The following is a 24709-nucleotide window of genomic DNA, read 5'->3' on the forward strand; positions in this document are numbered from 1 at the left end:
CGTCAATTCAAAACCCCCATCCGTCAATTCAAAAGCATCAACCGTCAATTGGTGGGCCAAACTTTTCCTTTGGCGTCATATCTTAACTGAAAATTTTGCATATGACCTACACTGTGCTCACCTTGTCCCTGATCGGCCTTGTTCTTTTTTATTGGTTGTACAATTTGATGAGCAATTGTTTCTCAAGGGCGTTCTGCATTGTGCGTAATCGGAGAAGCGGATCCGTTACCAAAGAAGCCTCCATCATAACCGTAACTACCATTAAAGGCGGAAAAAAACCATTACTGGAGCTGTTGTTGCTGTTCGAGAATTTTTCCGGTCATCATATACACCGAAAAATTCGGGTATGGGACACCAAACCCCATTTACGACGGTTTGAAACCGATAAAACCATCGAAATTGGCCTTAATATTGCCCGAAAACCCAAAAATCCCATCTTCCTTTCCCAAAAACCTTGTCGGTTTTCATTTGTATTTGTCATCATCTGCAGCCTAAAAATCATTGTTTATGTGATAGGGAGCTATATCTTGATGGGCGAGGCTATGGAACGGATTTTCGCTGCACCGAATACCTATGAGCAACTCTTTAAAACGTCGTATACTTGGCAAATTGGGCTAACGCTCATTGTCGTGAGCATCTTCCTCTATCTGTTATTGCAAAAGATTGGGGTTTTGGTGGATAAAAAATCCTTGGAATACAACTGGAATCTCTTGTTCTATGGAATTGGGGCGACGGCAACAGTATCAGCTCGGAAAAATACGGGAACCTTGGTCAAGGCGGAACCTGTTTTTGATTTTTCCTATTTGTTTAGGTCCCAAAATGGGGAGAAAATCAAAGGAAATGATAAAAAAATAGCGGAAAATGCCCAGTCTGCTGAAGAAATGGACCATGTAGAGGTAATGTACCTCCCCGGAAATCCCGATGCTTCCAGAATCACCGAAAATTTGGAAAATCAGGATTTTTCGCGATTCTTGAATACCATCTTTATGGTCGTGGTCTTTATTTTTTCCGTTGTATTCCTGCTATCTTTTTACCAAACCGTCTTTGATTCATCCATTAATGGTTAAAAAAGAGGGAATAAATTCTATTTTTGGGCATGCAACAACTTAAAGTGTGTGAACTTTTTGCAGGGGTTGGCGGTTTTCGCCTTGGTCTGGAACGCACTAACCGTTTCGAAGTGGTCTGGAGCAACCAATGGGAGCCTTCCACCAAAATGCAGCACGCTTCCTTGGTCTACGAAGCTCGGTTTGGCAAGGAGAACCATTGCAATGCGAATATCGAGACTGTGAAAACCGAAGAAATCCCAGACCATGATATGTTGGTCGGAGGCTTTCCTTGTCAGGATTACTCGGTGGCCACTTCCCTGAAAAACTCCAAGGGGCTTATTGGTAAAAAGGGGGTTCTTTGGTGGTCCATTCACCGAATACTTTCCGAAAAGAAAAACAAGCCGAATTATCTGTTTTTGGAAAATGTGGACCGCCTTTTAAAATCGCCTTCCACACAACGTGGTCGGGATTTTGCAGTGATGTTGCGTAGCCTGTCGGATTTGGGCTATGCCGTGGAATGGCGCGTAATCAATGCGGCCGAGTATGGAATGCCTCAGCGCCGAAGGCGCGTTTTTTTTCTGGCGTATTTTAAGGGGTCCAAAATCCATCAAAAAATGAAAAATTCGCATCCAGAAGATTGGATGCTTCGCGATGGTATTTTCTCCGAAGCCTTTCCCGTCGCCCCAACCCATCAAAAACCGACTGTATTTGATTTGGATGAAGATTTGGTGGAACTATCCTCCAATTTCAACAGTGAAAAAGGACTATCTCCTTTCCTGAATACCGGAATCTGTGTAGATGGCAAGGTAACTACCTTAACCACCTCCGCTTCTTACGATGGAAATAGAACGATGTTATCGGATATTTTGGAGCAGGGTAACATTCCTTCCGAATATTATATTGATGAGGCCGATTTGCCCAAATGGGATTATTTAAAAGGCTCCAAAAAAGAAATACGCAAGACCAAAGCTGGTTTTGAATACCATTATAGCGAGGGAAGCATGGTCTTCCCTGATGCTCTTGATCAACCTTCCAGAACTATTATAACCGGTGAGGGCGGGAAATCCCCTTCGCGGTTTAAGCACGTGGTCCAAACCTCCAAGGGACTGCGAAGACTCTTACCTGTTGAATTGGAACGGTTGAACATGTTTCCGGACCATCATACCCAATTGGAGGGCATTTCGGATGCCAAACGCGCCTTTTTTATGGGCAACGCTTTAGTGGTGGGCATTGTGGAAAAGATTGGTGCTTCCCTGTTCCGGAAAATTGACCAACTTGAAAAGCAACTTCAAAACTGACTTATCCAAAGAACAACGATTAACCCCATTACTGGATACCTATTATCAAAAACACCTCAAAAATTATGAATTTGAGCGTGTTTCAAATCTTAAAAAACAACGGCAAGGAATCGATTTAATCCTTAAGGACAACCGATCGGGGAATACCTATTTTGTGGACGAAAAAGCCCAGTTGGACTACATTAACGAAAGTTTGCCCACTTTTGCCTTTGAGCTCTTTTACACGAAAAACGGGGTGCAAAAGCAGGGTTGGCTGTTCGATGTTTCCAAAAAGACCCATTTTTATGCATTGGTCACCAACATTTATTCGGATGAAGCGGATGTGTTCACCAGTTGCAACATCACTTTTGTGAATAGGGAAAAACTGATTTTGCGTTTACATGAACTGGGTCTAAATCAGTCTCTATTAGAGCAATTGGCCCTTAATCAAAAAGAGGTGAATGGAAAGTTGGTGCTGGAGCGTCTTGATCCCAAGAAAGAAGGCTATCTATATTTTTCCAGTACAAACAAAGTGGAAAAGCCCGTGAATCTTATTCTAAGACTAGAATTTTTGAATCGAATTGGAGTGGCGAAGAGGTTAATTTGAATTCACTTCTTCAACATTCTTCGATGCGGAATGCCATCTTCCAAATATTCTTCGCCAAAGGCAGAAAAACCAAGATCTGTATAAAACTTTAATAAATAGGATTGTGCGGAAATTTCGATGGGTTTGTTGGGAAAACGTTGATCAATAGCTGCCATCGTTGCCAACATAATCTGTTTGCCCAAGCCGTATTTTCTTTGGTCTTGACGTACCACCACCCTGCCGATACTTACATTATCAAAATAATCGCCTGGTTTAAAAACCCGGGTATAGGCAACCACTTCATCTTCTTTCAAGCCTATGACATGGTGTGCTTTTTGGTCCTTATTGTCCACATCTTGGTACACACAGTCCTGCTCCACCACAAAGACCTCACTGCGGAGGCGTAGAATTTGATAGAGCTCATGAATGGCCAGTTCATCAAATGTTTTTATGTATACTTGCATCAATCTTGGACTATTACACTTTTGGAATCACATTTATCAAACTCTGGCTGTATGTTAACATGGTTGATACCGTGCTTGTGGTACACATGTTCTTCTATTTTTTCGAGAATGGCATCAAATTCCGACAGTCGTATGTCTTCCTTAAAATCAATATGGGCTTCCATGTGCACTTCTTCCTCATTGAGCTGCCAAATATGGACATGGTGGACATTTTTCACAGGTTCAATGGTACAAATGGATTCCACGATATCTTGGATCACTACTGATTTCGGTGTAAATAACATCAATACTTTGGTGGATTCCTTCAACAAATCATAACCCATATAAATCAAATAGACCCCAATAATCATGGTGAGGATGGCATCTACCCAATATACCTGGAAATATTTCATCAGAATACCACCTATCAACACAGCCACGGAGGCCATCATATCGGTAAGCAAATGCAAATAGGCGGATTTCATGTTCATATTGTGGTTCGAATCCTTTTTAAGGAGCAATACGCTGAATCCATTTCCAACTATGGCTATCAGTGCCAACCAAATAACCAAGTTGGATTCAATTTCTTGTGGTTGCATCAACCGTTCCACAGCCTCTTTCATTAAAATAATGGCAACGACCACCAAAGTCGCCGCATTGATGAAAGCCGCCAAAATTTCCGCTCGCTTGTACCCGAAAGTTTTAAGGCTGGATGCTTGACGCTGCCCCAATCTACGGGCACCATAACTAATGACCAAGCTAAGTACATCGCTAAAATTATGCAGTGCATCGGACAGCAGTGCCAAACTTCCCGACAGCAATCCACCCACAATTTGAGCCAGGGTGATACCTATGTTCAAAAAGATGGAAATAAGCAGATTCCTTCCCTTTAAATCGGGATGTGCGTGGGAATGTGAATGTCCATGGTGGTGATGGTGACCCATAGGGTTTATCTACAAGGTATTTTTTCGATTCTACGCTCATGTCTGCCTCCTTGGAACTCGGTATTCAAAAAGGTCTGTACCATATCAAGGGCTTGTGGTAAAGCAATAAACCGAGCTGGCAGGCTTAAAATATTGGCGTCGTTATGTTCCCTGGCCAACTCTGTAATTTCTTTGTTCCAACAAAGCGCTCCGCGAACGCCTTGGTGTTTATTAATGGTCATGGTAGCGCCATTACCACTACCACAAATAACAATGCCAAAATCGACATTGCCTTCTTCCACATCTTGTGCAACGGGGTGCACAAAATCAGGATAATCCACACTATCGGTACCGTCGGTGCCGTAGTTAACAACTTCAATTCCTTTAGATTTGAGAAGACCTATAATCGCTAGTTTATAATCGGTACCAGCATGGTCATTTCCAATGGCTATTTTCATGGTGTTCATTTAAAAATGGGTATGTCACAAAGGTACGATTTCTTTTCCTGTTGGGCTGTTTATAAAATCATCCAGATTTCTGCATTTGACTAGAAAACAACTGCTTACCAAAAACAAGGTTTTGTTAATTAATTACAAAAAACTAATGGTAATGAAATTTTGTAATACCGAAAAAATAAACCATTAGGAAATATGATTTAATGTTGGGGTAATATTCCATTAAAAATTAATCAACCTAAATCAACGCTTTTTGGAAGGTAATTAACATTAAAAACACATCTACTTTTCAATAAATTGATGTTGATAACGGTTATTAAAATCGGTGTACAAAAAATCTAATCCATTGATTTTTAAATTTATTCTGTTCTGACAAATTGTGAACAAAATTTTTAATCGGTTCAAAGCAACTTTTTGGATAAAATTTTATTCCACATTTCAACGATCCATCATCATCATCATTTTTATAAATTTTAAAAAAGAAGAAAAGAGATAGTATTGATTATTGTTGATAAAGTTCACTTTGTTTTGGATTACTCTTCCTTTCTTTGTTGCTCAAGAATTATAATTCGTATTTTTCAAAAAAATAAGGACGTTAATGTCAAAGAAAAAGAAGAGGGCAAGCAGTCAGCGAAAGAACGAGATAACCAAGGGCATTTTCACCGTATTGGAAAAAGAACCTTCCAAGACCTTCAATTACAAGCAGATAGCTTCTAAATTAGGGATTACAGATACGCAGGATAGAAACTTATTGATCAAACGATTGGGACAGTTAAAGGCCAGTGACCGTATTGTGGAACCCGAAAGAGGCAAGTATCAAAAGAAACCATCGCTCCATACCTACTTTACCGGAAGGGTAGATCTTACCAGCAGTGGCAATGCCTATATTGTGGTCGATGAGCTGGAGGACGATATTTTTGTGTCCAATAACAACCTCAACAAAGCATTCCATGGCGATACGGTAGAGGTATTCATAAAACCGAGGCGCAAGAGCAAGAAAATGGAGGGTGAAATCTCCAAGGTAATCGATAGAAAGAAAACCTCCTACGTGGGTATTGTGGACAAGCAAAAACGTTTTGCTTTTGTTCGCCCCACCGATTCTAGAATGTACACGGATATTTTCATTCCGCCGGAAAAGCTGAAAAAGGCCAACGACGGAGACAAGGTTTTGGTCAATTTGGGCGATTGGCCGGATGATGCCGATTCCCCGTATGGTGAAATTGTGGAGGTGTTGGGGAGACCCGGCGAACATAATACCGAAATCCATTCCATTTTAGCGGAATATGGACTTCCCCATGAATTTCCTTATGAGGTGGAACAGTACGCCAAAACCTTGGATACCAGTATAAAGGAATCCGAAATCGCTAAGCGAAGGGATATGCGCGATGTATTGACCTTTACCATTGATCCCAAGGATGCCAAGGATTTTGATGATGCACTTTCTTTTCAAAAATTGGAAAATGGCAATTATGAAATAGGCATCCATATCGCGGATGTTTCCCATTATGTGCAGCCCGATACCATTTTGGAAGAAGAAGCTTACGATAGGGCTACATCGGTATATTTGGTGGACCGTGTGGTTCCCATGCTCCCGGAAGTGTTGTCCAACCAAGCCTGTTCTTTGCGTCCCAACGAGGAAAAATACACCTTTTCGGCCGTTTTTGAGATGAACGATAAGGCTCAGTTGGTCAAACAATGGTTTGGTAGAACGGCCATCAATTCCAACGAGCGTTTTGCTTATGAGGAAGCGCAGCACATTATTGAGACGAAACAGCATCAAATACCAAAAGAAATTTCCATTCGAGGAAAGGCATATTCTGTTTCGGATGAAATCGTTGAAGCCGTTCTCACTTTTGATCGATTGGCAAAGATCATGCGCAAGGCGCGTATGGATGCTGGTGCCATTTCTTTTGATAAGATTGAGGTGAAGTTCAACCTTTCGGAGGACAATGAACCCGTAGGTGTATTTTTCAAGGAGTCCAAGGACGCCAACAAATTGATCGAGGAATTTATGCTGCTGGCCAACAGAAAAGTGGCAGAGTTTATCGGGAAGCAGAAGAAAACCTTTGTGTACCGAGTGCATGATAAACCCGATGATGATAAATTAATGGCCCTGAACGGCGTTATTTCCAGATTTGGACATAGTATCAACCTAAAGGACCGAAAGACCATCAATCAATCCCTAAATAAGTTGTTGGAGGACGTTAAGGGCAAAAAAGAACAGAATTTGGTGGATACCTTGGCCATACGAAGTATGAGCAAGGCTATTTATACCACTGAAAATATTGGCCATTATGGTCTTGGGTTTGACTACTACACCCATTTTACGTCTCCCATTCGACGATATCCGGATGTGATGGTGCACCGATTGCTACAGCATTATCTGGATAAGGAAAAGACACCAAAAGCTACGTTTTACGAGGAAAAATGCAAGCATTCTTCCGATATGGAGCTATTGGCCGCGAATGCGGAAAGGGATTCCATCAAGTACATGCAGATCAAGTTTATGGAAGACCATAAGGACCAAGAGTTCTTAGGGGTGATTTCCGGGGTCACCGAGTGGGGCATCTATGTGGAAATTGTGGAGAACAAATGTGAGGGCATGGTACGGATCAGGGATATCAAAGATGATTATTATGTTTTTGACGAACGCCAATATGCCATTATTGGGGAACGGACCAAACGAATGTACCAATTGGGAGATGAAGTGTACGTGATGGTGAAGAGTACCGATTTGATCAAAAGACATTTGGACTTTTCCTTGATCGGTAAAAAGAAATAATACTATTTTGGAACAAAGTTTGTTATCCTATTGAGAACCAAATTTTTATAACATGAGAATATGTACGATTGTTATGTTGTTCCTTTCACTTCAATACAGTGAAGCCCAGGATGCTACCATTACCCAAAACCTACAAAAGTTTACCGAAGTCAAGGGATTTGATGGAATTTCCATTAATTTAATCAAGTCCAATGAAAATAAAGCGGTGATTACAGGAGCCAACACCAGTAATGTGGCCATTGTCAATAATGAAGGTGTGTTGAAAATTCGAATGGAAATCGTTAAAATATTCAGTGGGTATAGAACCTATGTTGATCTGTACCATTCGGAAGAATTGGTGGTGATCGATGTGAATGAAGATGCCAGGATATCATCCGATCACACCTATGTGCAAGATGTTTTGGAACTGAAGGCACAGGAGGGTGGTGAATTGGAAATCAACTGTGAGGTGGACCAATTATTGATCAAGTCCATATCTGGAGGTAAAATATTCGCTGCAGGATTTTCCAACAACCAAGATGTGATCATCAATACGGGAGGTACATACAACGGTCGAACCTTTAAAACCAAATTTACCACGATAAGTGTGAACGCAGGGGGACATGCCGAAATCCATGCAACCGATTATGTAAAGGCCAATGTAAAAGCTGGTGGCGAAGTGCTGGTGTATGGAGATCCAAAGACCATGGATGAACGAACCCTCTTTGGCGGAAAAATAAAAAGAGTAGATTAAAAAATGATTGACGACATCCAAGCTGCAATCCCTTTAGGGCTTCTGTTGAGCTTTATGATCGGTCCTGTTTTCTTTGTTTTATTGGAAACCAGTGCCACAAAGGGCTTTAGGGCAGGGGTAAGTTTGGATCTAGGGGTAATCTTGGCGGACATCGTTTTTTTATTGATAGCCTATTTCAGTAGTTTTCAATTGTTGGAGAATTTGAGCAACGAGCCCGGGCTGTTTGTGTTCGGTGGGATGATTCTGTTGGTCTACGGAATTTTTCTATTTGTGAAGAAGGCAAAAAAAAAGACGAATGTCAAAGCCACCAAAGGAACCTATTTGGGACTCTTCGTAAAAGGTTTTCTGTTGAACTTTATCAATATTGGGGTATTGGCCTTTTGGTTGGGCCTGATTATAGTGGTGGGGCCCAGTTTGGAAAACAACCCCAACAGAATGGTGGTCTTTTTTGGAACGGTATTAATGGTCTATTTCGGAATTGATGTACTTAAAATAGTGTTGGCCAAACAGTTGAAACGCTATTTGACCCAAGAACGGATCGTACTGATAAAAAAGGGATTGGGCATAGTGCTCATCATTTGCGGAATCGTATTGATTACCAAAGGATTTTTGCCCAAGGATAGATTTGATATACAGGAAGAAATCGAAAAAATAGAGAATCTATAAACAAAAAACCCAGCACATTGTACTGGGTTTTGAGGCATCGAGCGGATTCGAACCGCTGTACAAGCTTTTGCAGAGCTCTGCCTAGCCACTCGGCCACGATGCCAATTGGATCGCAAAGCTAAAAATATTTTGCGAATTTTTGTCCAGTATTCCTTTAAATAAACTTATCGGCTGGAACTTAGTTTTACGGATACACTTTCCACATCGCCACCGATGGGTGGATTAATCTTGGCTACTTCTACCTCGACCTCCGTTACTTCCTTGATTTCTTTAAATATGCGATCAATGATGCGTTTGGCCACATGTTCCAAAAGGTTGGAACGCACCGTCATCTCTTCTTTTATGATGTTGTTCAAGTGTACATAATCCACGGTTTCACTAAGCTGGTCGGAATTGGCTGGTTGGGATAGATCGGCAGAAATTTCCAAATCTACCCTATAATCGCTCCCAATGAGCATTTCTTCCTTCAAGCATCCGTGGTTGGAATGTATTCGAACGTTTTTTAACCTAATTTTTCCCAAAGCCTTTGATTAAGAAAGGGCAAAAGTACGGGAAATGAGTAGAATCTAGTACATACATCTACAGTTACTTATTCCTTGGAACAGATCCATACCAACGGTCAATACATGCGTTCCCGTGCTGTAGCCCAAAATTTCGTTGGTGATGACCTGATAGGAATAGCCAAAATAGAAGTTACTCTTTTTAAATCCTGCAATGGGTGCAATGTAAAGCGGCTTACCTAACTGATCGTTCAAAAAACGATAGGTTACCCCCAAATAATAATAGTCCTCAAAATCACGGAACCGGAATTTGGTGTTCAAATCGGTTACGGAACGCCCATCACTTTCAAACCATTGAAAGAATACGGAAGGCTCTATTTCCAGTTTGCTGTTCTTGCTTTTGGAAAAGCTATAACCCGAGTAAACATAATAGTTTCTAAGTTTATTGGGCTCAATGGTAATAACATCCGTATTAAAATTGGTCAGGTCTTTATTTAAAACGTTGCCTGCATTTAGACTGAAAAAGAATTTATCGTAACGATAGAGTACACCCAAATCAAAATTATGGTTGGTAGTGGCTTTATCATCAGCGGGAAGCTGTCCATTACGCTCCTCAAACTGCTCAACGTCGATTCGAAATTGGTTGAAGTTATAAGAGATTCCAAAGGAAAGGAAGATATCGTCATACCTATCCAAGGTCAAATGGTGGGCAAAGGACACTCTGGCTCCCCGTTGCCGGGTGAAACCATTACTATCATTGTACAATAACATGCCTACTCCCGACCTGTTTCCAATCCGTGCATCTGCGGCCAAGGTTTGGGTATCCGGTGCATCTTCGATACCCACCCATTGGGTAAGGCCATTGAGCCTTACCTTGATATGGTCACCTATTCCCGCATAGGTTGGGGACATCAAAAAGGGATTGTCCGCAATATACTGGGATAGTTGGGGTACAGTCAACTCTTGTGCTTTGGCAAAGCATGCCAACAGAACAAATAAGATGGTTGCGTATACTTTTTTGAACATGGGGTTAAAGTAGGTTAAGCGTTATTATCGGTATAGGGTAAAATGCCCTACAAATTCTCTGTTATCCTGTTCACCTTGTAATTGAACAACGTACCAGTAGTCACCAGTTGGCAATGGTTTGCCATCATAATTTCCATCCCAGCCCTTAACATTTCGGGCCATTACTTCCACTACTCTACCATAACGATCGTAAATCTTGATTAGTACGTCGGGGAAGCCCTCAATGTTGTCTGGCAGCCATAAATCGTTGCGACCGTCACCATCTGGGGTGAAGAAATTCGGGAATTCTACATCTATGAACTCCATAAAGATTTCTGCCGTGGCCTCACAACCATTTTCATCGACAACGGTTACCGTATAGGTATCTGTCCTATTGATAAAATAGGTATTGTCACTACCATTGTCCACTCCATTGAAATAGAATGTATAATCTTCCACACCACCTTCGGCCACGGCCGTAATCTGGTTGATGGTGTTGTTTTCCAACGTCAATGTCAAAGGTTCAAAGGAATCGATGGTAAAGTCGTAGGTTGTCATACATCCATTCGAATGTGCAATGGTAATGTAATGGTCTCCAGGTGCCATGTTGGTAAAGTTGGCCTCCAACTGCATATCTGCAGGATCGGTGGAATCCAAGGCGTACATCAAATCGTTGGCAATGGATTCATCTTCCATTACAATGTCCAAATAATTATCTGGGACATTACCGGTACATTCATACATTGGCGTAACTGTAGCGGCAAGGTTTACTCCCGGGTTTATTTCCACAATTACGTTTGTTTCACAACCTTGGGCATCCCTTACAAACACTACATGTGTTCCGGCAGGCATGTTTTGGAACAAGAACTGATCTTGTACAAAGTTGGAATCCGCAGTGGAATTTAAACTTGTTTCGTAAGGTGCTGTACCTCCAGAAACTTGGAGTTCGAAGGAGCCATCACCACTTTCAAAACAGACCTCATCCATAATGTTGATAGCTTCGGCCACCACAGGATCGGGTTGTGTAATTTCAAACTGGAACGTGATGAAACATCCGTTCACATCCTGTGCGATAACATCATAGATGCCGGGTTCTAGATCAGTAAAGGTGTTCATCGTATCAAACTGATCTAGATTAGGTGAAATAGCGTATAGAATTTCACCTGTTCCCCCCGACACTTCAACTGTAATGGTACCGTCGTTCTCTCCTGAGCAAGTGATATTTGTAAATTCTTCTCTCTCCACTACCAATGGTTCGGGGTCTACAATGGTAATCACTGGAGATACCTCAACACAATCGTCACTGGTAACCCTTACATAGTAATCACCTGCCATCAAACCACCAAAGGTTCCGCTGGGTTGTGGACCATTGATCAAGTTGGTCAAAGCTGCATCGCCGAACAATTCGTAGCTATAGTTACCGAGTCCACCTGTAGCTTGGGCAGTGATGGTCGCAGATGCCTCTCCCATACAATTGATCATCGCAGCAGAATCGTCAATGTTCAACGTAAGTGGTGGAACCGCGTCAACAGTAACTTGGTTGGAAATCAAAGCATCACAACCATTGGCATCCCTTACGTAATATTGATACGCTCCCGGACCTACATTGAACGTATGGGTATCACCACCGCTCATTGCTGTAAAGTTGATACCATCAGTACTGTAGAAATAAGGAGCAGTTCCTCCTACGGCACTCAACATAATCTCTGCATTATTGTTACAAGTCATGGCACTCACTTCAATAAGGCTGGCCATTACCTCGGTAGGTTCCGTAATGGTAACTTGAGGAGTTTCTATACCGCAATTCCATCCATCGGATACCGTGATACTGTAGATACCTGCACCCAATCCGTTAAAGGTATTGCTACTTTGCTCACCTGTTGTGAAAACGATATTGGCGCCTGTTGCGTCGTAATAGTTTAACTGATATACGTAAGAACCGCTTCCACCGGCAACATTATGTGCCCAAACTGACGCACTCTCTGCACCGTAGCACAATAAATCTATTGGAGCAGCATCAATGTCCGCAGTAATAGGAGTTGGTTCTATTAATGTAATCATCCTATCTTCAGTACAACCTCCATTATCCGTAACGCTTACCGTATAATCTCCTGCAGATAAACCTGTGAACACATAGCTGGCTACATTGTTCATGGTATACACTTGGGATGTGGTAGTATTGGTCAAAACAATATCATAAGGTGCGTAACCTCCTGTTGGGGCTATTAAAATTTCACCTTGATCATTGGTACAGGTTACATTGGCCACTTCTTGTGGGGTGTAATCCAGTGCAGAACTTGGGGAAACAATGGTTATTGTGCCTGATACTGCCGGACAGAAAGGGGCATTGGTTCCCACGATTTCCACATAATAGTTTCCACCGACCAAAGCAGCGGTCGGATCGGGAATCTGGAACGGATTGGTACTTGTATTGCCACTTCCGGTAACCCCTGTTGTTGTTCCATTTGCTTGGAATACTTCATAGTCGTACGCTCCAACGTAGCCTGAAACGTTGATTTCAATAGTTCCTGCATCACCAAAACAGATAGCAGGTGATGTTGCCGTAGCCACTACATCAATGGTATCGTAAGGTGCAATTGTATGCGTAGTTTCTACATAGCATCCAGTGGTGTCATTGGTGGCCCTAAAGGTATAACTACCGGGTTGGGTCAAATCAAAGGTAGCTGTTGTAGTTGTTGAAGCTGTCATTGATCCAAAAGGATTTCCAACAGGCAACAGTTCAAATGTATAGGTATCTCCACCAATACTTTCCGTAACGGTCAATGTTACCGTTTCTGGATTTGCACAAGTGATAGCCACATCTTGATTGATACCCAAGGTAAACGTGTTTAATGGCTGAACGATAATACTGTCCGGATATTCACAACCATTGGCATCTCGCACCACATAGTTGATGGTTTGGGCAGTTCCATTATCCACAATATCAAAAGCGGCACTGGATGTAAAACTGTTTCCATTGAAACTGTACGCGTACGGAGCGGTTCCACCTGCTGCCACAACGGTGATGGTCGATTCATTAACCGAGTTGCTTGGTGAACAAACAAATGGTGTTGCCGTTGCGTTTGCGTTTAGAACAGTTGGTTCATCTACAGTAGCATCGAAAGTGTCATCACATTCCCTAGATGATATTACCCTTACTCGGTAATCACCGGCTGGAAGGTTATCAAAAACCGGGCTCGATTGTGCAAATCGGTATGGATTTACCAAATCGGACATTTCGTAAAGCTCATAAGTGTATACAGGATCTACCACAGTTGCTGGATCTAGTACCACGGTCAAACTTCCATCAGACCCTCCAAAACAGTTGACATCATCTACCAAAACATTGTCAATGACGGGGTCAACTTTGTCATCAAGCTCTTGTGTTACGACATACGTACAAGGTGTTGCTGTATTGTTGTCGGTTACCGTAAAGGTGTATACCCCTGGTTGTGTAAGACCTGTAAATACTCCTGTTGTATTGGAATCAGTTGTTATTCCATCTGGGTAGACCACATCAAATGTTAGGTTGGAAGATCCTCCCGATACATTTACGGTGATTTCGCCCCCAGGGTTCAAGGTACAATCGATGGGTTTATCTACAGTGGTGGTTGCTGTCATGGCATCTGTAAGCACTACTGGCCCAACCGTTGTGGTACAAGACCACTGATCGGCTACAAGTACTTCGTAAGAACCAGCACCAAGACCGGAGAAAACAGTACTTGTTTGTGGAGAACCTACAGTAGCGCCGTTTCTGATCAATTGATAGGTGTAGTTGCTCCCTTGGCCACCAGCGGTTCCAACCACTTGGATTTCTCCTTGCAGGTTGGTACAGTTTTCCACATTGATCTGTAAAGTTGCTGTAATTGGAGTTGGATCTACCAGCACAGCGGTGTCCACCAATTGCTCACAGCCACTGGAATCGATGACCCAAGCTTCGTAGGTACCTGCACTCAATCCAGTGAAATTTGGGCTGGCGACATAATCTCCCGGGCCAGTTGGTGAAGTAATTCCTACATAGTAGGAGTATCCACCCCATCCACCGGCAACGTTGGTAATTTGAATGGCACCATCATTACCTAAACAGGTGATATCGGTTACCACAGTAGCTCCGGTAATGGCGGCAGCGGGGCCTGCAATCGTGAACGATTCACTATACAGACATGCTGATCCTGGAGGATTGGTGTCGGTTACTTCGATGTAATACGTACCAGCTGCCAATCCTGTGATGGTAAAGCTGCCATCGGCATCGGAACCTGTTGTCACAGTATCATCAGAAGTATCTGTAGGCGTGTTATTGGTATCGTAATAAAGTGTATAGCTAGTTGCACTGGCATAGGTAACAGAGGAGCTGTCTACCAAATTCAATTCAACAGCACCATTGGTATCACCAAAACAGGTGATATCCGTGGTGTTTACGATGTTTAAATCCAACACCTCTGGATCGGCCACTTCGTGGGATACGGTAATGATACATCCTGTTACCGTATTTCTAACTTCAAAATTGTGAGTGCCAACACTCAATCCAGTGAAACTTCCCGAAGCCTGGAAGGTACCTGAAGGCAACTCCCTGAACTCATAATTGGCTGGATGTGTATTGGAATTGGTGATGGAGCCAACTGCGGTAATCGTAATATCCTCACCGGTGACACAAGTGGCCACTGCATCTACGGTTACTGTTGCTGAGTCCAAACTATCGAATGGAGCAATTACAGCTGTTGTAGTTCCCAAACAACCATTGGAATCATACACATTGATGGTATAGTTTCCACCATTAATATCGGTTGAGGTATACACAGGATTGCTTCCGGATTGGACTACTACGGAACCTGCATCGTTGATAAATTCATAGCGCACATAGTTTCCACTACCCCCGGTTATGGAGGCTGTATCAACCGTAATGGTGGCATTGTTTGTATTGTTTCCTGCGGTACACGCAAATTCGACCACGCTAGGAGCTGGCACGGAAATGGGCGCAGGTTCGTCAATTACGATTCCTGTGATATCAAATGGACAGTTGTTTGACCCTACAGCACGAATGTCATAAGTTCCTGCCGGTAGGTTTTCAAAGGTGTTGCCATTCAATACGGCACCAACGGGCATTGGGGTAAGTGTGTAGGTCAACGGTAATATGCCATTGTCAGTAGCAGTCAAGGTTATGCTTCCATCATTTCCTCCAAAACAAGACACATCAACATGGGTCTCTGTAAAATCTGGAATTGGAGCATCAGGCACATTTATTGTAATGGTCTGCGGACAGTTTGGTGGTGCTGTTCCCATATCGAATACAATAACATCATAACTTCCAGCTGCGGCAGCACCAGTCCACGTAAACTGATTGGAAGCATCCAAGGTTAGCACACTTCTGGCCACATCATTGGAACCAGGACCATCAATCATGTATTCATAGTTACCTGAGCCTGATATAACTTCTATTAGTAATTCCGCATTGGCCGCAGCTCCCGGTTCACAGTCCAAGGCGACGGTTTGCGTTACCGTGAATTCGAGTGGTGGAGAAATATTGAAGGTATCTGTATCGGCACAACCGTTCAAATCTCTTACAGCAATGGTCTGACCGCTACCAGAGCTTAATCCAGAAACGGTGTATTGATTGCTTCCATTAAAGCTGAAGTTTTGGTATGCCGAGCCATTCACACTTATTTGGAATGGGGACATGGCCACCCCAGGATTATCCAAGGTAATCAAGACTTCGAACATACCTTCTTCTACACATTCATCCACAATGGATAGTGTGATTTCCGGTCTTGGGTCCTCATGAACGGTAATAGGTCTTTGGAAAATACATCCGTAAGCATCCATGACGTAGACAATGTAGTCACCTGCTTCCACGTTGGCAGAAGTATTGTTTGTCCACCCTGCACTTGCGGCAGTAGGTGCGGGATCAGTATCCAACAGGTATTGATACGTATAAGGCGCGGTACCGAACCTACCTGTTGCCGTAATTACTCCAGCATTGGGGTTACAATTATCGTTTTGTGGGCTAGCTACATCCAAATCAAGTGGATTGACGGATTCACGAATGGTAAACTCACCTCCGTTCACAGAACATCCGTTGATGGGGCCACCTACTTCTGTCAGAAGCAAGTAATACTCTCCAGGAGGTAGGGTGGCAAAATTGTTAACGGTCACCGTGGTAGGTGCGTTTACAGTAGCGGTTCCACTATGCCCTGTTGAGACATTGGATTGTCTATTGAATATTTCGTAATCTACAGCGGTTGCCCCCACATCAAACCCAGTGAAGGTAAATGAGATATTGCCATCAGCAGACCCTGTACAGCTCACATTGTTCACAGCATCCAAGGTAGCCGTCATCGCAGAAGGCGTATTAATGGGTGCTGCTGCTTCTTCAAAATAATAGCAGTTGGTGGTAAGGTCGTATACCACGAAGGTGTACGTGATACCAGGAGTAAGCCCGGTAAAGGTAGCGGTATCTCCACCAACCGTGTCAGGTGCTTGATAGGTGCTCGAATAAGGAGCAGTATAGTTTTCCAAAATGGCAAACTCGTAATTACCACTTCCTACAGCGGAACCCACAGTAACTATAGCTGTACCTCCGGAGACACAATCTGCGGTTGCGGTGCTCACATCAATATCCAAATCATTAGGTGGCGATGCAATAATCTCTGTGGTGAACGATGCGCATCCATTGGCATCCACTACGTCAATTTGATAGATTCCAAATTCCAGTACGGTGAAGGTATGGTCCCTTGCGCCAGAAGTGGTGGTATAGGTTTGTGGCGCAATACCATTATTGGCCGTAAGGATGTATGTATATTCTGCTGTTCCGCCAGAAACACCGGAAACAGTAATGGAACCTGGATTGGTGACTCCCGAACTTGAATCACAAGTAATCGGAACATCAGATGTGGTGTATGTAATCGGACTAGGTTCAGAGATTACAGCGGGAAATGGTGCTGAAACACAACCTTTGTCGTCAGTAATCGTAACTTCGTACGAACCAGCTGGCAATCCTGTTGTTTGGGTTCCATAAACAGTGCCACTGATGGTCTCCACTACATTAATGGTGTATGGCGGCACTCCAACAGAAGTGTCTATAGTAATATCCAAACTACCTGTGCTCTCTCCGTTACACAATATGTCGGTGGGAGTAACACTGCTGATAACAGGCGGCACTGCTGGAGTAATTATAATGCTATTGGTTATAACACTACAAGCTGGGGTGGAAGTATCAGTTACTCTGAACATATAGGTGCCATCCACATTGGTGTTGAATACATTGCCAGTAAATCCAGTTGAATTGTAGTTGGTTCCTCCATCATTGGACCATTCATACGTATATGAACCTGAACCTCCATTTGCATTGACGGTGACAGTAGCATCAGCCAAACAAGTCAAATCATTATTAAGGAAAGCAGATGCCGTCAACGCTGGATTGATGGTAACTGTGTCCTGCAACGAACAACCGTATTGGTCGCGCACATCTACGGTATAGGTTCCGGCCACCAGATTATTGAATGTGTAGGTGGTAGCTGTTGAAGGGGATGGTGTGATCCACGCTCCGCCGTTCAAGCTAAACTGATAATTGCCATTTCCAGCGGTAACATCCACCTGAATACTACCGTCGTTATTTCCGCTATAACATGCTGTTGGGGTTGCATCAAAGGCAAGAATTTCAAAAGGATCTACCGTAATAGGTGTTGTATCCTCACAAGCATTGGTGTCTCTTACTCTAATTACATAGTCACCATCGGTTAAGCCGGTAAATACATTGGACGATTGGTAAGGAGTAAGTATGGCGCCTAAGTTATCTTCCAATTGATATTGATACACTGGTGTTCCACCGATAGCCGTTGCCGTTATGGTTGCACCGCCATTGGTACAAGTGAGTTGGGTGGTAACCGAAGCAGTAACGTCAACCACATCTGGTTGTGATAAGGTTTGATTAAGTACCACTGAACATGCAGGGTCTCTCAAGTCAACAATTTCGATGGTATGTGCTCCTGCGGATAAACCGTTTACGGTTATAGGACTGGCAAATTGTGCCGCTGAAACAGCACCACCATCCACTTGATAGGTAAATCCGATGGCTGGATCAAAGTTTTCAGCCTCAAAAGTGATGGTGCCATCGGCAGCTCCGTTACAAGTCAGGTCGGTAAATGCCGTAATCGCACCGTCAAAGGCACGTCCGTCCTCCACATTCACATTAATGGTCAACGATTCCGTACACACTTCTGGGGTTTGGAAGGCTTCAATGTCATCTATGGCAATATCATTTCCTCCGGTTACTGCCGAATTGGTACGAATTACGATATCCAAATTGGTGTTTCCTCCCGGGTTAAGGGTCACGGAGTAATTCTGCCAATCGTTGGCCCCATTGTTTTTGGGAACGTTTCCTGTGGTTGTACTGGCAATTACGGTACCGCCGCCATCTACCAACTGAATGTCAATATCTGGGTCGGCTCCACCAGTTCCGTTTCTCAATAGGTTAAATGCCCAAAGTGAAATGGTAATATCCCTATTGGGAACTACCTCAATGCCTCTTTTGGCATAGATAATACCATTGGGCCCTACTGCACCACCAACGTTCATGGCCAAGAAGCGACCATTGGGCAAACCTGAGTGGTCATTTGGACTCAACCATGAACCATAAGGATTCACGATGTTTTGCGTCACAGAGTATTCCCCGTCTTGGATTCTGTTATTAATCGCCCATCCACAAGAATTTACGGTTCCGTTTTGAGGCTCGTAGCAGTATGCCGGGTCCACTTCGGGAATACTGGTGTTGGGTCCCGTTCCAAAGTTTTCGGTAAGTAGAATACTTGGGGAAGGGGCTATATTGCTGGTATAGTTAACCGTTATGGTGTGGTTTCCAACGGGCACATTGCTGAACACGTTGGAAGTGTTCGGTGTATTTGGGGTTCCGTTGATTTCATAGGTATAATCAAAATCCGTACTACTTGTTGTTACGGTAATCGTTCCTTCTCCATCACACTCATAATCTATGGTCGGTGTTGCCGTAGGAGGGGTTGGTTCCGGGTCAATGGTAACCGTCATTGGATAGGTACACAAATTGGCATCCCTAATGAAAAGGGTATGGGTTCCTGGCAATAGGTAGCCGATAGCACTTGCGCTATAATTGGAACCGCCATCAAAGCTATATTCGTAGGGAGCTGTGCCCCCAATTGCGTTGGTAATCCTTACCTCTGCACCCATACCGGGGTAACATTCGGCCAAAGCTGTAACTGCGGCGGATGCAGATAGCGTTAGAGGCTCGTTTATCGTATAGATTTCGGTTACTTCACAGTTGTTGGCATCCCTTACACGGATATTGTAGCTTCCCGCGGGAAGGTTTACAAAGGTGTTCGAGGTTTGATAGGTAGACCCATTGTTGATACTGTACGTATACGGTCCCTCTCCACCAGACGCCGCAATAGTAATTTGAGCTTGTGCTTCCCCACTACAAAGAATATCTGTATTGGTCACATTAATGGTCAATAGGGGATCTTGGGCAATGGTGATATCATAATTTGCCTCACAATAGCCTGAAGCTCCACCATTGTCGCGTACATATACATCGTAGTCTCCAGCACTTGTAACGGTAACAGGATTTGTAGTTGAAAAATCTCCAGTTGTTGGAGTGGCCCCATTGGCCACCACGGCATACACGTAGTTGCCGTCACCACCGGCAGCGGTGATGGTTATATCTGTATCTGTAGCACATGCAGTAATATTTGGAGCGGAAGCCACCACGCTCAGCTCGGGGTCTATGGTAATGGTTTCCGAGTCGGTACAGTCATTACCGTCCCTCACATCTATGGTATGGGTTCCAGGGCCCAAGCCTGTAAATACATTGCTGGTTACAAATGGACCTCCGTTAAGGCTGTATTCATAATTTCCATCCCCTCCAGAGATTACATTGGCCGTTAGGGTAAGACCTGTAGCATCATCATAGCAAATATCATTTGGAACAATGTCCAAAGCGGGTGCTACTGCTTCGTTAATGACAAAGTCATCTGTATATACGCATCCGTTGGCGTCGGTAACGGTAAAGGTATAGGTGCCGCCAATGTTCAAACCAGCAAACAAACCATTGGTCTGTGGTGCAGGAAGGGTATAGCCTGCTGGGCCCGAAGTGATTTCATACGTATAGCTTCCCCATCCTCCAGCAGCGGCAATGGAAACGGAGCCATTGGCCAAACAGGTGGGCTGAGTAATGGTAACGGGCGCTGTAATAGCTGCTGGGGGAGCAGCTACGGTAACGCTTGCCGTGTCGGTACAGTTGGTAAAGTTATCGGTTACAGTAATAGTATAGGTTCCTTCAGCCAATCCATTTAATGAAACGGTTCCGCTTGTCTCCCCTGTTCCAGAGAAGCTGGCGGGCCCTGTAACGGTATAATTGTAATCTGTGTTAAAGTTGTAAACCGTGTATTGGATCTCACCATCACTATCGCCCAAACAGGTAATGTTGCTAATCAGCTGACCAGTAACGGAGATTTCCGTTACAGGGGCTATGGTGTAGCTTTCATCATAGGTACACCCTGCATTGTCGGTTACACGGAAGAGGTATGTTCCGGGCAACAAACCTGTAAAAGTGTTGTTGTTGCCATTGTTAACGGCACTTCCTGCAGGAGAGATGATTTCATATACCAAATTTGGCTCGCCTCCGGTTACGGTTAGGGTTACATCGGAAGTAAAGGTTGGACAAAGTGGATTGGTAGCTGCAAAATCGATATCCGTTGGTGGATCTAGCGGGTCGATTGTGATAGGAGTCGTTGTGAAGACACATCCAACGGCATCACGAACGGTTACTGTGTAGGTTCCATCCGTAAGGTTGTTGAACGTTGAAGCACTTCCAAAATTCACCCCGTCAATGCTGTATTCATAAGGAGCGGTCCCTCCTGTTACATTTTGAACCTCAATGATGCCTTCTTGTAAACAGGTATAATCCTGTGTCAACACAGCATCGGCATCCAAAGCAAAGGATGGAGCTGAGATAGTGGAATACTCAAAATAATCACATGAGGCACTACCTTTACGTTGGTTAATCACCACCACGTAATCCCCATCGGTCAATCCTGGGAAATTCCCAGAAGTGTTTGTGGCCAAGGCATTATTTAGATCATAATTGTCCTCATCAAAACCCGTTGCATCAAACAAATAGTAGGTAAGTTGATATCCATTACTGCTGATGAGGTTAAAAGTTATGGAGCCAGTAGCATCACCATAGCAAAGTACATCGGTCACGGTGGTTGGATCAAAATCAGCGGCAGGTCGAAATTCGATAGTAACTGTATTCGAAATATCGTAGCAGTTGTTTCTGTCCACCACCACGAAAGTATATTGTCCGGGATCGTAAATGTCAAATATTTGACTGGTTTGATAGGCAGAAGCAGGGACGTCGTTTACAGATGGATAAGAAATTTGGGTAACCCCACTTTCATCCACAAAGGACCAAATAGCGTAGGTGTGCGGCGTTCTTCCTCCCGTGGACTCCATCAAAATATTACCTTCCCTACATGTAATATGCTGGGAAATCCTGGCGGTAAGTTCTAGGTCTGTAAGATCTTGTATGGTTACTTGTTCCGTATAGTCGCACCCGTCATCCGTGGTAACGGTTACGTCATAGATACCATCGTTAAGGTTTTCGAAGGTGTAATTGTTATCGTTGGTTGGGCCATGGGTATCGACTACGGTTCCTCCTTGGGATATTTCATAGTAATACTGCGCTTCTACATTAAGTACAGAGATTGCGATTTCGCCCAGACCGTTACAGTCTGTGTCCTGAGGAACTACATCCACTTGGAAATCCCTGTCTAGTATACCAATATTGTCCAACACAAAAACACAACCATCGGTTACGCCTTGTTGTCTCATCTCTACCATATAGGCGCCGTTGTTTTGAATTGTAAAACTTGGGCTAGACTGATAGGGCACAACAATGTTACCCGTGGCCTGGTTTACAAGTTGGAACTCATAGGTCAACGGCATATTGGTCACGGTAATGTTACCGGGTGTGTCACAAATAATATCGCTGGAAGTATACTGAGGGTCTAACGGGTTTTTATAAATATTGAAATAGAATCGACTAAAACAGCCATTTTGATAGTTAATGACCAGTCGATATTGGCCTGTGTTTTCGGCCAAAAAGTCGTTTCCAGTGTCCACGGTGTTCCAGGTACATCCCGTATTGGTGTTGGCACAACCATCTACGGAAGCACCACAGCTGGCCTCATCCAATTGCTCCCACACAATGCTCGTGGCATCGGGAATATTGATTTGGATAAGCTCCGCATCATTCAATCCACAAAGGAAAATCTCGGGAAGCTCGCTACCATCGTTGGGGCATATTTCAATATCACCATCAATGGTGTTCGAGGTGTCGTTGATCAAAGCAGTTATGGGGTTGGACTGTACAGATCCAAACAGTTCCACAACAATGATTTCTTGGAAATCTTTACATGGGTCGGCCACTTGTTTGTCCACAAGATATGTTCCGACTTCACTTACCAAAAGGGTACTCGGGTCGTTGTCCGCATCCCCATCAGTGATTACAGTGTCTGTACCAACATCAATAGTATTGTTCCCATTTTCATCGCGGTACCAAATGTAGTTGTCAAAGTTGTCCCCGGCATCAAGGAGTACGTCTTCACCACATAATTGTACGGTTCTGGTAAAATTACAGGCACTTAGATCGTCCAATAGAAAGTTGGTGGCTCCGGGCGTACCAAAACCACAATCATCAAAGTCATAAACGCTGGGGTCGTCCGTGATTTGGTTTGGATTTATAATTCCCTGATAGGTGGAATATGCCAAGTTTTGGATGACATCGGTACAGGCATCAATAAAGTCGAAACAGTTCTGGGCCACTTGTACCCGCATTCTTATTTGTGAAATAGGGTCGCCAATCTCAATAAGGTTGTCAGGAATACTGAACATCACTTCCCTAGTGGCTGCGTCGTAGGTATAGGTAACACCTGCTGGCATAGTGATGGAAGATTCGTCCAAACTAACGTTAACGGGCAATATGTCCCTAATGGTGTAATTGGTGGCGTCGTCGTTCCCTGTATTTTGGAAAGAAAGCACATAATCCAAGGTTTGACCAAGATTTACCCCGGCTCCGGTAATATCGTTCCCTCCAATGTCCTCGACTGTTTTTTCAAGGACAATGTTTGGTTCGATTACTTCGATACCAAAGGTCACCAAAAAAGCGCCATAGCCATCCCCTTGTGTGTAAAGACGCAAGGTGGCATCGGTTTCGCCATTGTCTATAATGCTGTTGGAGGGGTTGTTGATTTCAAAAATATCCGCATCGTAGCCAAGGGTGTTTGTCGCATATATGTTCCTGTTGGTAACATCTGCACCATCAATGGTAATGTTTGAATTAAAGAAGTTATTCGCAGGGTTGGAACCGTTGGATAGGTTGGTAAAACCGGGGTTCATTGGAGTTTGGATTCGGAACGCATCTCCTGTGATGCTTCTATCTCCCTCTACGACACTTGCCCCCAAACGGGCCCTTACTGGTCCGGATGGAATGGTATTGAATCCAGACACATTGATATCTGCACTTGAAGTACCGGAAACACCGGCGTATCCATCAAAAACAGAGATATATTTTCCAGAAAGCGTTGGGTTCTCGTAGATGACAACCAATGTCCATCCACCAGCGCCGCCAACACTTCTACCTCTGGTCGCCCTAACATTGGCCACCGTGTATTCCCCAGCAGGATTGGCCAAGGCTTGAAGCTGGTTCGTAACGTTGGCAAAACAGGTATAAGGGGAGTCCTTGAAGTTGACATCATCATGGATTACGGCATCTTCCTCTCCTACGGGGTCAGGGTTGTTATCGGCTACAATATCAATGTAACTTCCGCCAGGGACCTTGAATTTGATTTCTCTAAAATCCAGTCTTCTTGAATCGTTCGCAGGAAGGCTTGAGATTTGGCTGTTGTTCAGCACCTCTTGTTGGTAATTGGCCGACCAGTACAGTCCGGCCCAGTAGATTCTGGAGCAATCTGGCAAGGTTAGGGTAGAGCTACTGGAGCTAAAGGTTGTTGGGTCTCCATCAATATCAATATAATCCCTATGAAAACCATTATTGTTGTTGTTGCCATTATAGGGGTCGTTGGCCGTATTGCTACCATCCACTCTATTTATAATGGAGTTGGCCAAAAAGGTATAATCTCCCTTGATGTTTATATAGGAATTGTCCAACCTTGGGGTAAAAGGTACCTCCACTTGAGCATGAAGTGCAGAGCTAAGAAGCCCTATGCCCAGTAGGCAAACAATGGATTTGAATAAGACTTTGGTCATG

General features: G+C 43.7%; 12 protein-coding genes and 1 tRNA gene. 6 read left to right on the plus strand and 7 right to left on the minus strand.

Annotation, left to right across the window (positions count from 1 at the left end; genetic code table 11):
• The first annotated feature begins 101 nt into the window (after positions 1–101).
• The 3 genes from GGE08_RS01895 to GGE08_RS01905 are packed head-to-tail and all read left to right on the plus strand — an operon-like array spanning position 102 to position 2930.
• On the plus strand, positions 102–1067 hold the full coding sequence (locus GGE08_RS01895; protein ID WP_179383214.1) for a hypothetical protein: 966 nt from the start codon (positions 102–104) through the stop codon (positions 1065–1067).
• A 29-nt stretch (positions 1068–1096) separates the two neighbouring features.
• Positions 1097–2344, plus strand: coding sequence for a DNA (cytosine-5-)-methyltransferase (dcm, locus tag GGE08_RS01900; protein ID WP_179383215.1), 1248 nt, complete (start codon positions 1097–1099; stop codon positions 2342–2344).
• Positions 2322–2930, plus strand: a complete 609-nt coding sequence (locus GGE08_RS01905) for a hypothetical protein (protein ID WP_179383216.1) — start codon at positions 2322–2324, stop codon at positions 2928–2930. The genes dcm and GGE08_RS01905 overlap by 23 nt, the downstream gene beginning before the upstream one ends.
• A 2-nt stretch (positions 2931–2932) precedes the next feature.
• Here the strand turns inward: GGE08_RS01905 and GGE08_RS01910 are convergent, their stop codons facing one another.
• Genes GGE08_RS01910 through rpiB form a run of 3 tightly spaced genes read right to left on the minus strand, consistent with a single transcriptional unit; the run spans position 2933 to position 4733 of the window.
• Positions 2933–3373, minus strand: a complete 441-nt coding sequence (locus tag GGE08_RS01910) for a GNAT family N-acetyltransferase (protein ID WP_179383217.1) — start codon at positions 3371–3373, stop codon at positions 2933–2935.
• A complete protein-coding gene (locus GGE08_RS01915; RefSeq protein WP_179383218.1) occupies positions 3373–4296 on the minus strand; it encodes a cation diffusion facilitator family transporter in 924 nt (307 codons plus the stop codon). The genes GGE08_RS01910 and GGE08_RS01915 overlap by 1 nt, the downstream gene beginning before the upstream one ends.
• A gap of 5 nt (positions 4297–4301) precedes the next feature.
• Positions 4302–4733 carry a ribose 5-phosphate isomerase B gene (rpiB, locus tag GGE08_RS01920; RefSeq protein WP_179383219.1) on the minus strand — a complete coding sequence of 144 codons (432 nt, stop codon included), beginning with the start codon at positions 4731–4733 and terminating at the stop codon, positions 4302–4304.
• Positions 4734–5328: 595 nt separating this feature from the next.
• On the opposite strand from rpiB, the gene rnr reads away from it, so the two are divergent.
• Genes rnr through GGE08_RS01935 form a run of 3 tightly spaced genes read left to right on the plus strand, consistent with a single transcriptional unit; the run spans position 5329 to position 8911 of the window.
• Entirely contained in the window at positions 5329–7512 is a 2184-nt protein-coding gene (rnr, locus tag GGE08_RS01925; protein WP_179383220.1) for a ribonuclease R, read from the plus strand.
• Between the two features lie 52 nt (positions 7513–7564).
• Positions 7565–8245 (plus strand): head GIN domain-containing protein, encoded by a 681-nt coding sequence (locus GGE08_RS01930; protein ID WP_179383221.1) that lies wholly within the window; start codon positions 7565–7567, stop codon positions 8243–8245.
• Positions 8246–8248: 3 nt separating this feature from the next.
• Positions 8249–8911 carry a LysE family translocator gene (locus GGE08_RS01935; RefSeq protein WP_179383222.1) on the plus strand — a complete coding sequence of 221 codons (663 nt, stop codon included), beginning with the start codon at positions 8249–8251 and terminating at the stop codon, positions 8909–8911.
• 32 nt (positions 8912–8943) lie between these two features.
• Here the strand turns inward: GGE08_RS01935 and GGE08_RS01940 are convergent.
• From GGE08_RS01940 to GGE08_RS01955, 4 genes are all read right to left on the minus strand, one after another.
• Positions 8944–9014, minus strand: a tRNA-Cys gene (locus GGE08_RS01940).
• A gap of 61 nt (positions 9015–9075) precedes the next feature.
• Positions 9076–9432 carry a dihydroneopterin aldolase gene (folB, locus tag GGE08_RS01945; protein ID WP_179383223.1) on the minus strand — a complete coding sequence of 119 codons (357 nt, stop codon included), beginning with the start codon at positions 9430–9432 and terminating at the stop codon, positions 9076–9078.
• Positions 9433–9477: 45 nt separating this feature from the next.
• Positions 9478–10437, minus strand: a complete 960-nt coding sequence (locus tag GGE08_RS01950) for a type IX secretion system membrane protein PorP/SprF (protein WP_179383224.1) — start codon at positions 10435–10437, stop codon at positions 9478–9480.
• A gap of 24 nt (positions 10438–10461) precedes the next feature.
• A complete protein-coding gene (locus GGE08_RS01955) occupies positions 10462–24708 on the minus strand; it encodes a T9SS type B sorting domain-containing protein (RefSeq protein WP_179383225.1) in 14247 nt (4748 codons plus the stop codon).
• Position 24709 lies beyond the last annotated feature (1 nt).

The sequence above is a fragment of the Allomuricauda sp. ARW1Y1 genome (assembly GCF_013407935.1).
Taxonomy (GTDB): Bacteria; Bacteroidota; Bacteroidia; order Flavobacteriales; family Flavobacteriaceae; genus Flagellimonas.

What these genes read in the sequence shown, in the direction of transcription:
- GGE08_RS01895 (WP_179383214.1), top strand. Translation starts at nt 102, where the DNA reads ATGACCTACACTGTGCTCACCTTGTCCCTGATCGGCCTTGTTCTTTTT.
- dcm (WP_179383215.1), top strand. Translation starts at nt 1,097, where the DNA reads ATGCAACAACTTAAAGTGTGTGAACTTTTTGCAGGGGTTGGCGGTTTT.
- GGE08_RS01910 (WP_179383217.1), bottom strand. Translation starts at nt 3,373, where the DNA reads ATGCAAGTATACATAAAAACATTTGATGAACTGGCCATTCATGAGCTC.
- GGE08_RS01915 (WP_179383218.1), bottom strand. Translation starts at nt 4,296, where the DNA reads ATGGGTCACCATCACCACCATGGACATTCACATTCCCACGCACATCCC.
- rpiB (WP_179383219.1), bottom strand. Translation starts at nt 4,733, where the DNA reads ATGAAAATAGCCATTGGAAATGACCATGCTGGTACCGATTATAAACTA.
- rnr (WP_179383220.1), top strand. Translation starts at nt 5,329, where the DNA reads ATGTCAAAGAAAAAGAAGAGGGCAAGCAGTCAGCGAAAGAACGAGATA.
- GGE08_RS01930 (WP_179383221.1), top strand. Translation starts at nt 7,565, where the DNA reads ATGAGAATATGTACGATTGTTATGTTGTTCCTTTCACTTCAATACAGT.
- GGE08_RS01935 (WP_179383222.1), top strand. Translation starts at nt 8,249, where the DNA reads ATGATTGACGACATCCAAGCTGCAATCCCTTTAGGGCTTCTGTTGAGC.
- GGE08_RS01950 (WP_179383224.1), bottom strand. Translation starts at nt 10,437, where the DNA reads ATGTTCAAAAAAGTATACGCAACCATCTTATTTGTTCTGTTGGCATGC.
- GGE08_RS01955 (WP_179383225.1), bottom strand. Translation starts at nt 24,708, where the DNA reads ATGACCAAAGTCTTATTCAAATCCATTGTTTGCCTACTGGGCATAGGG.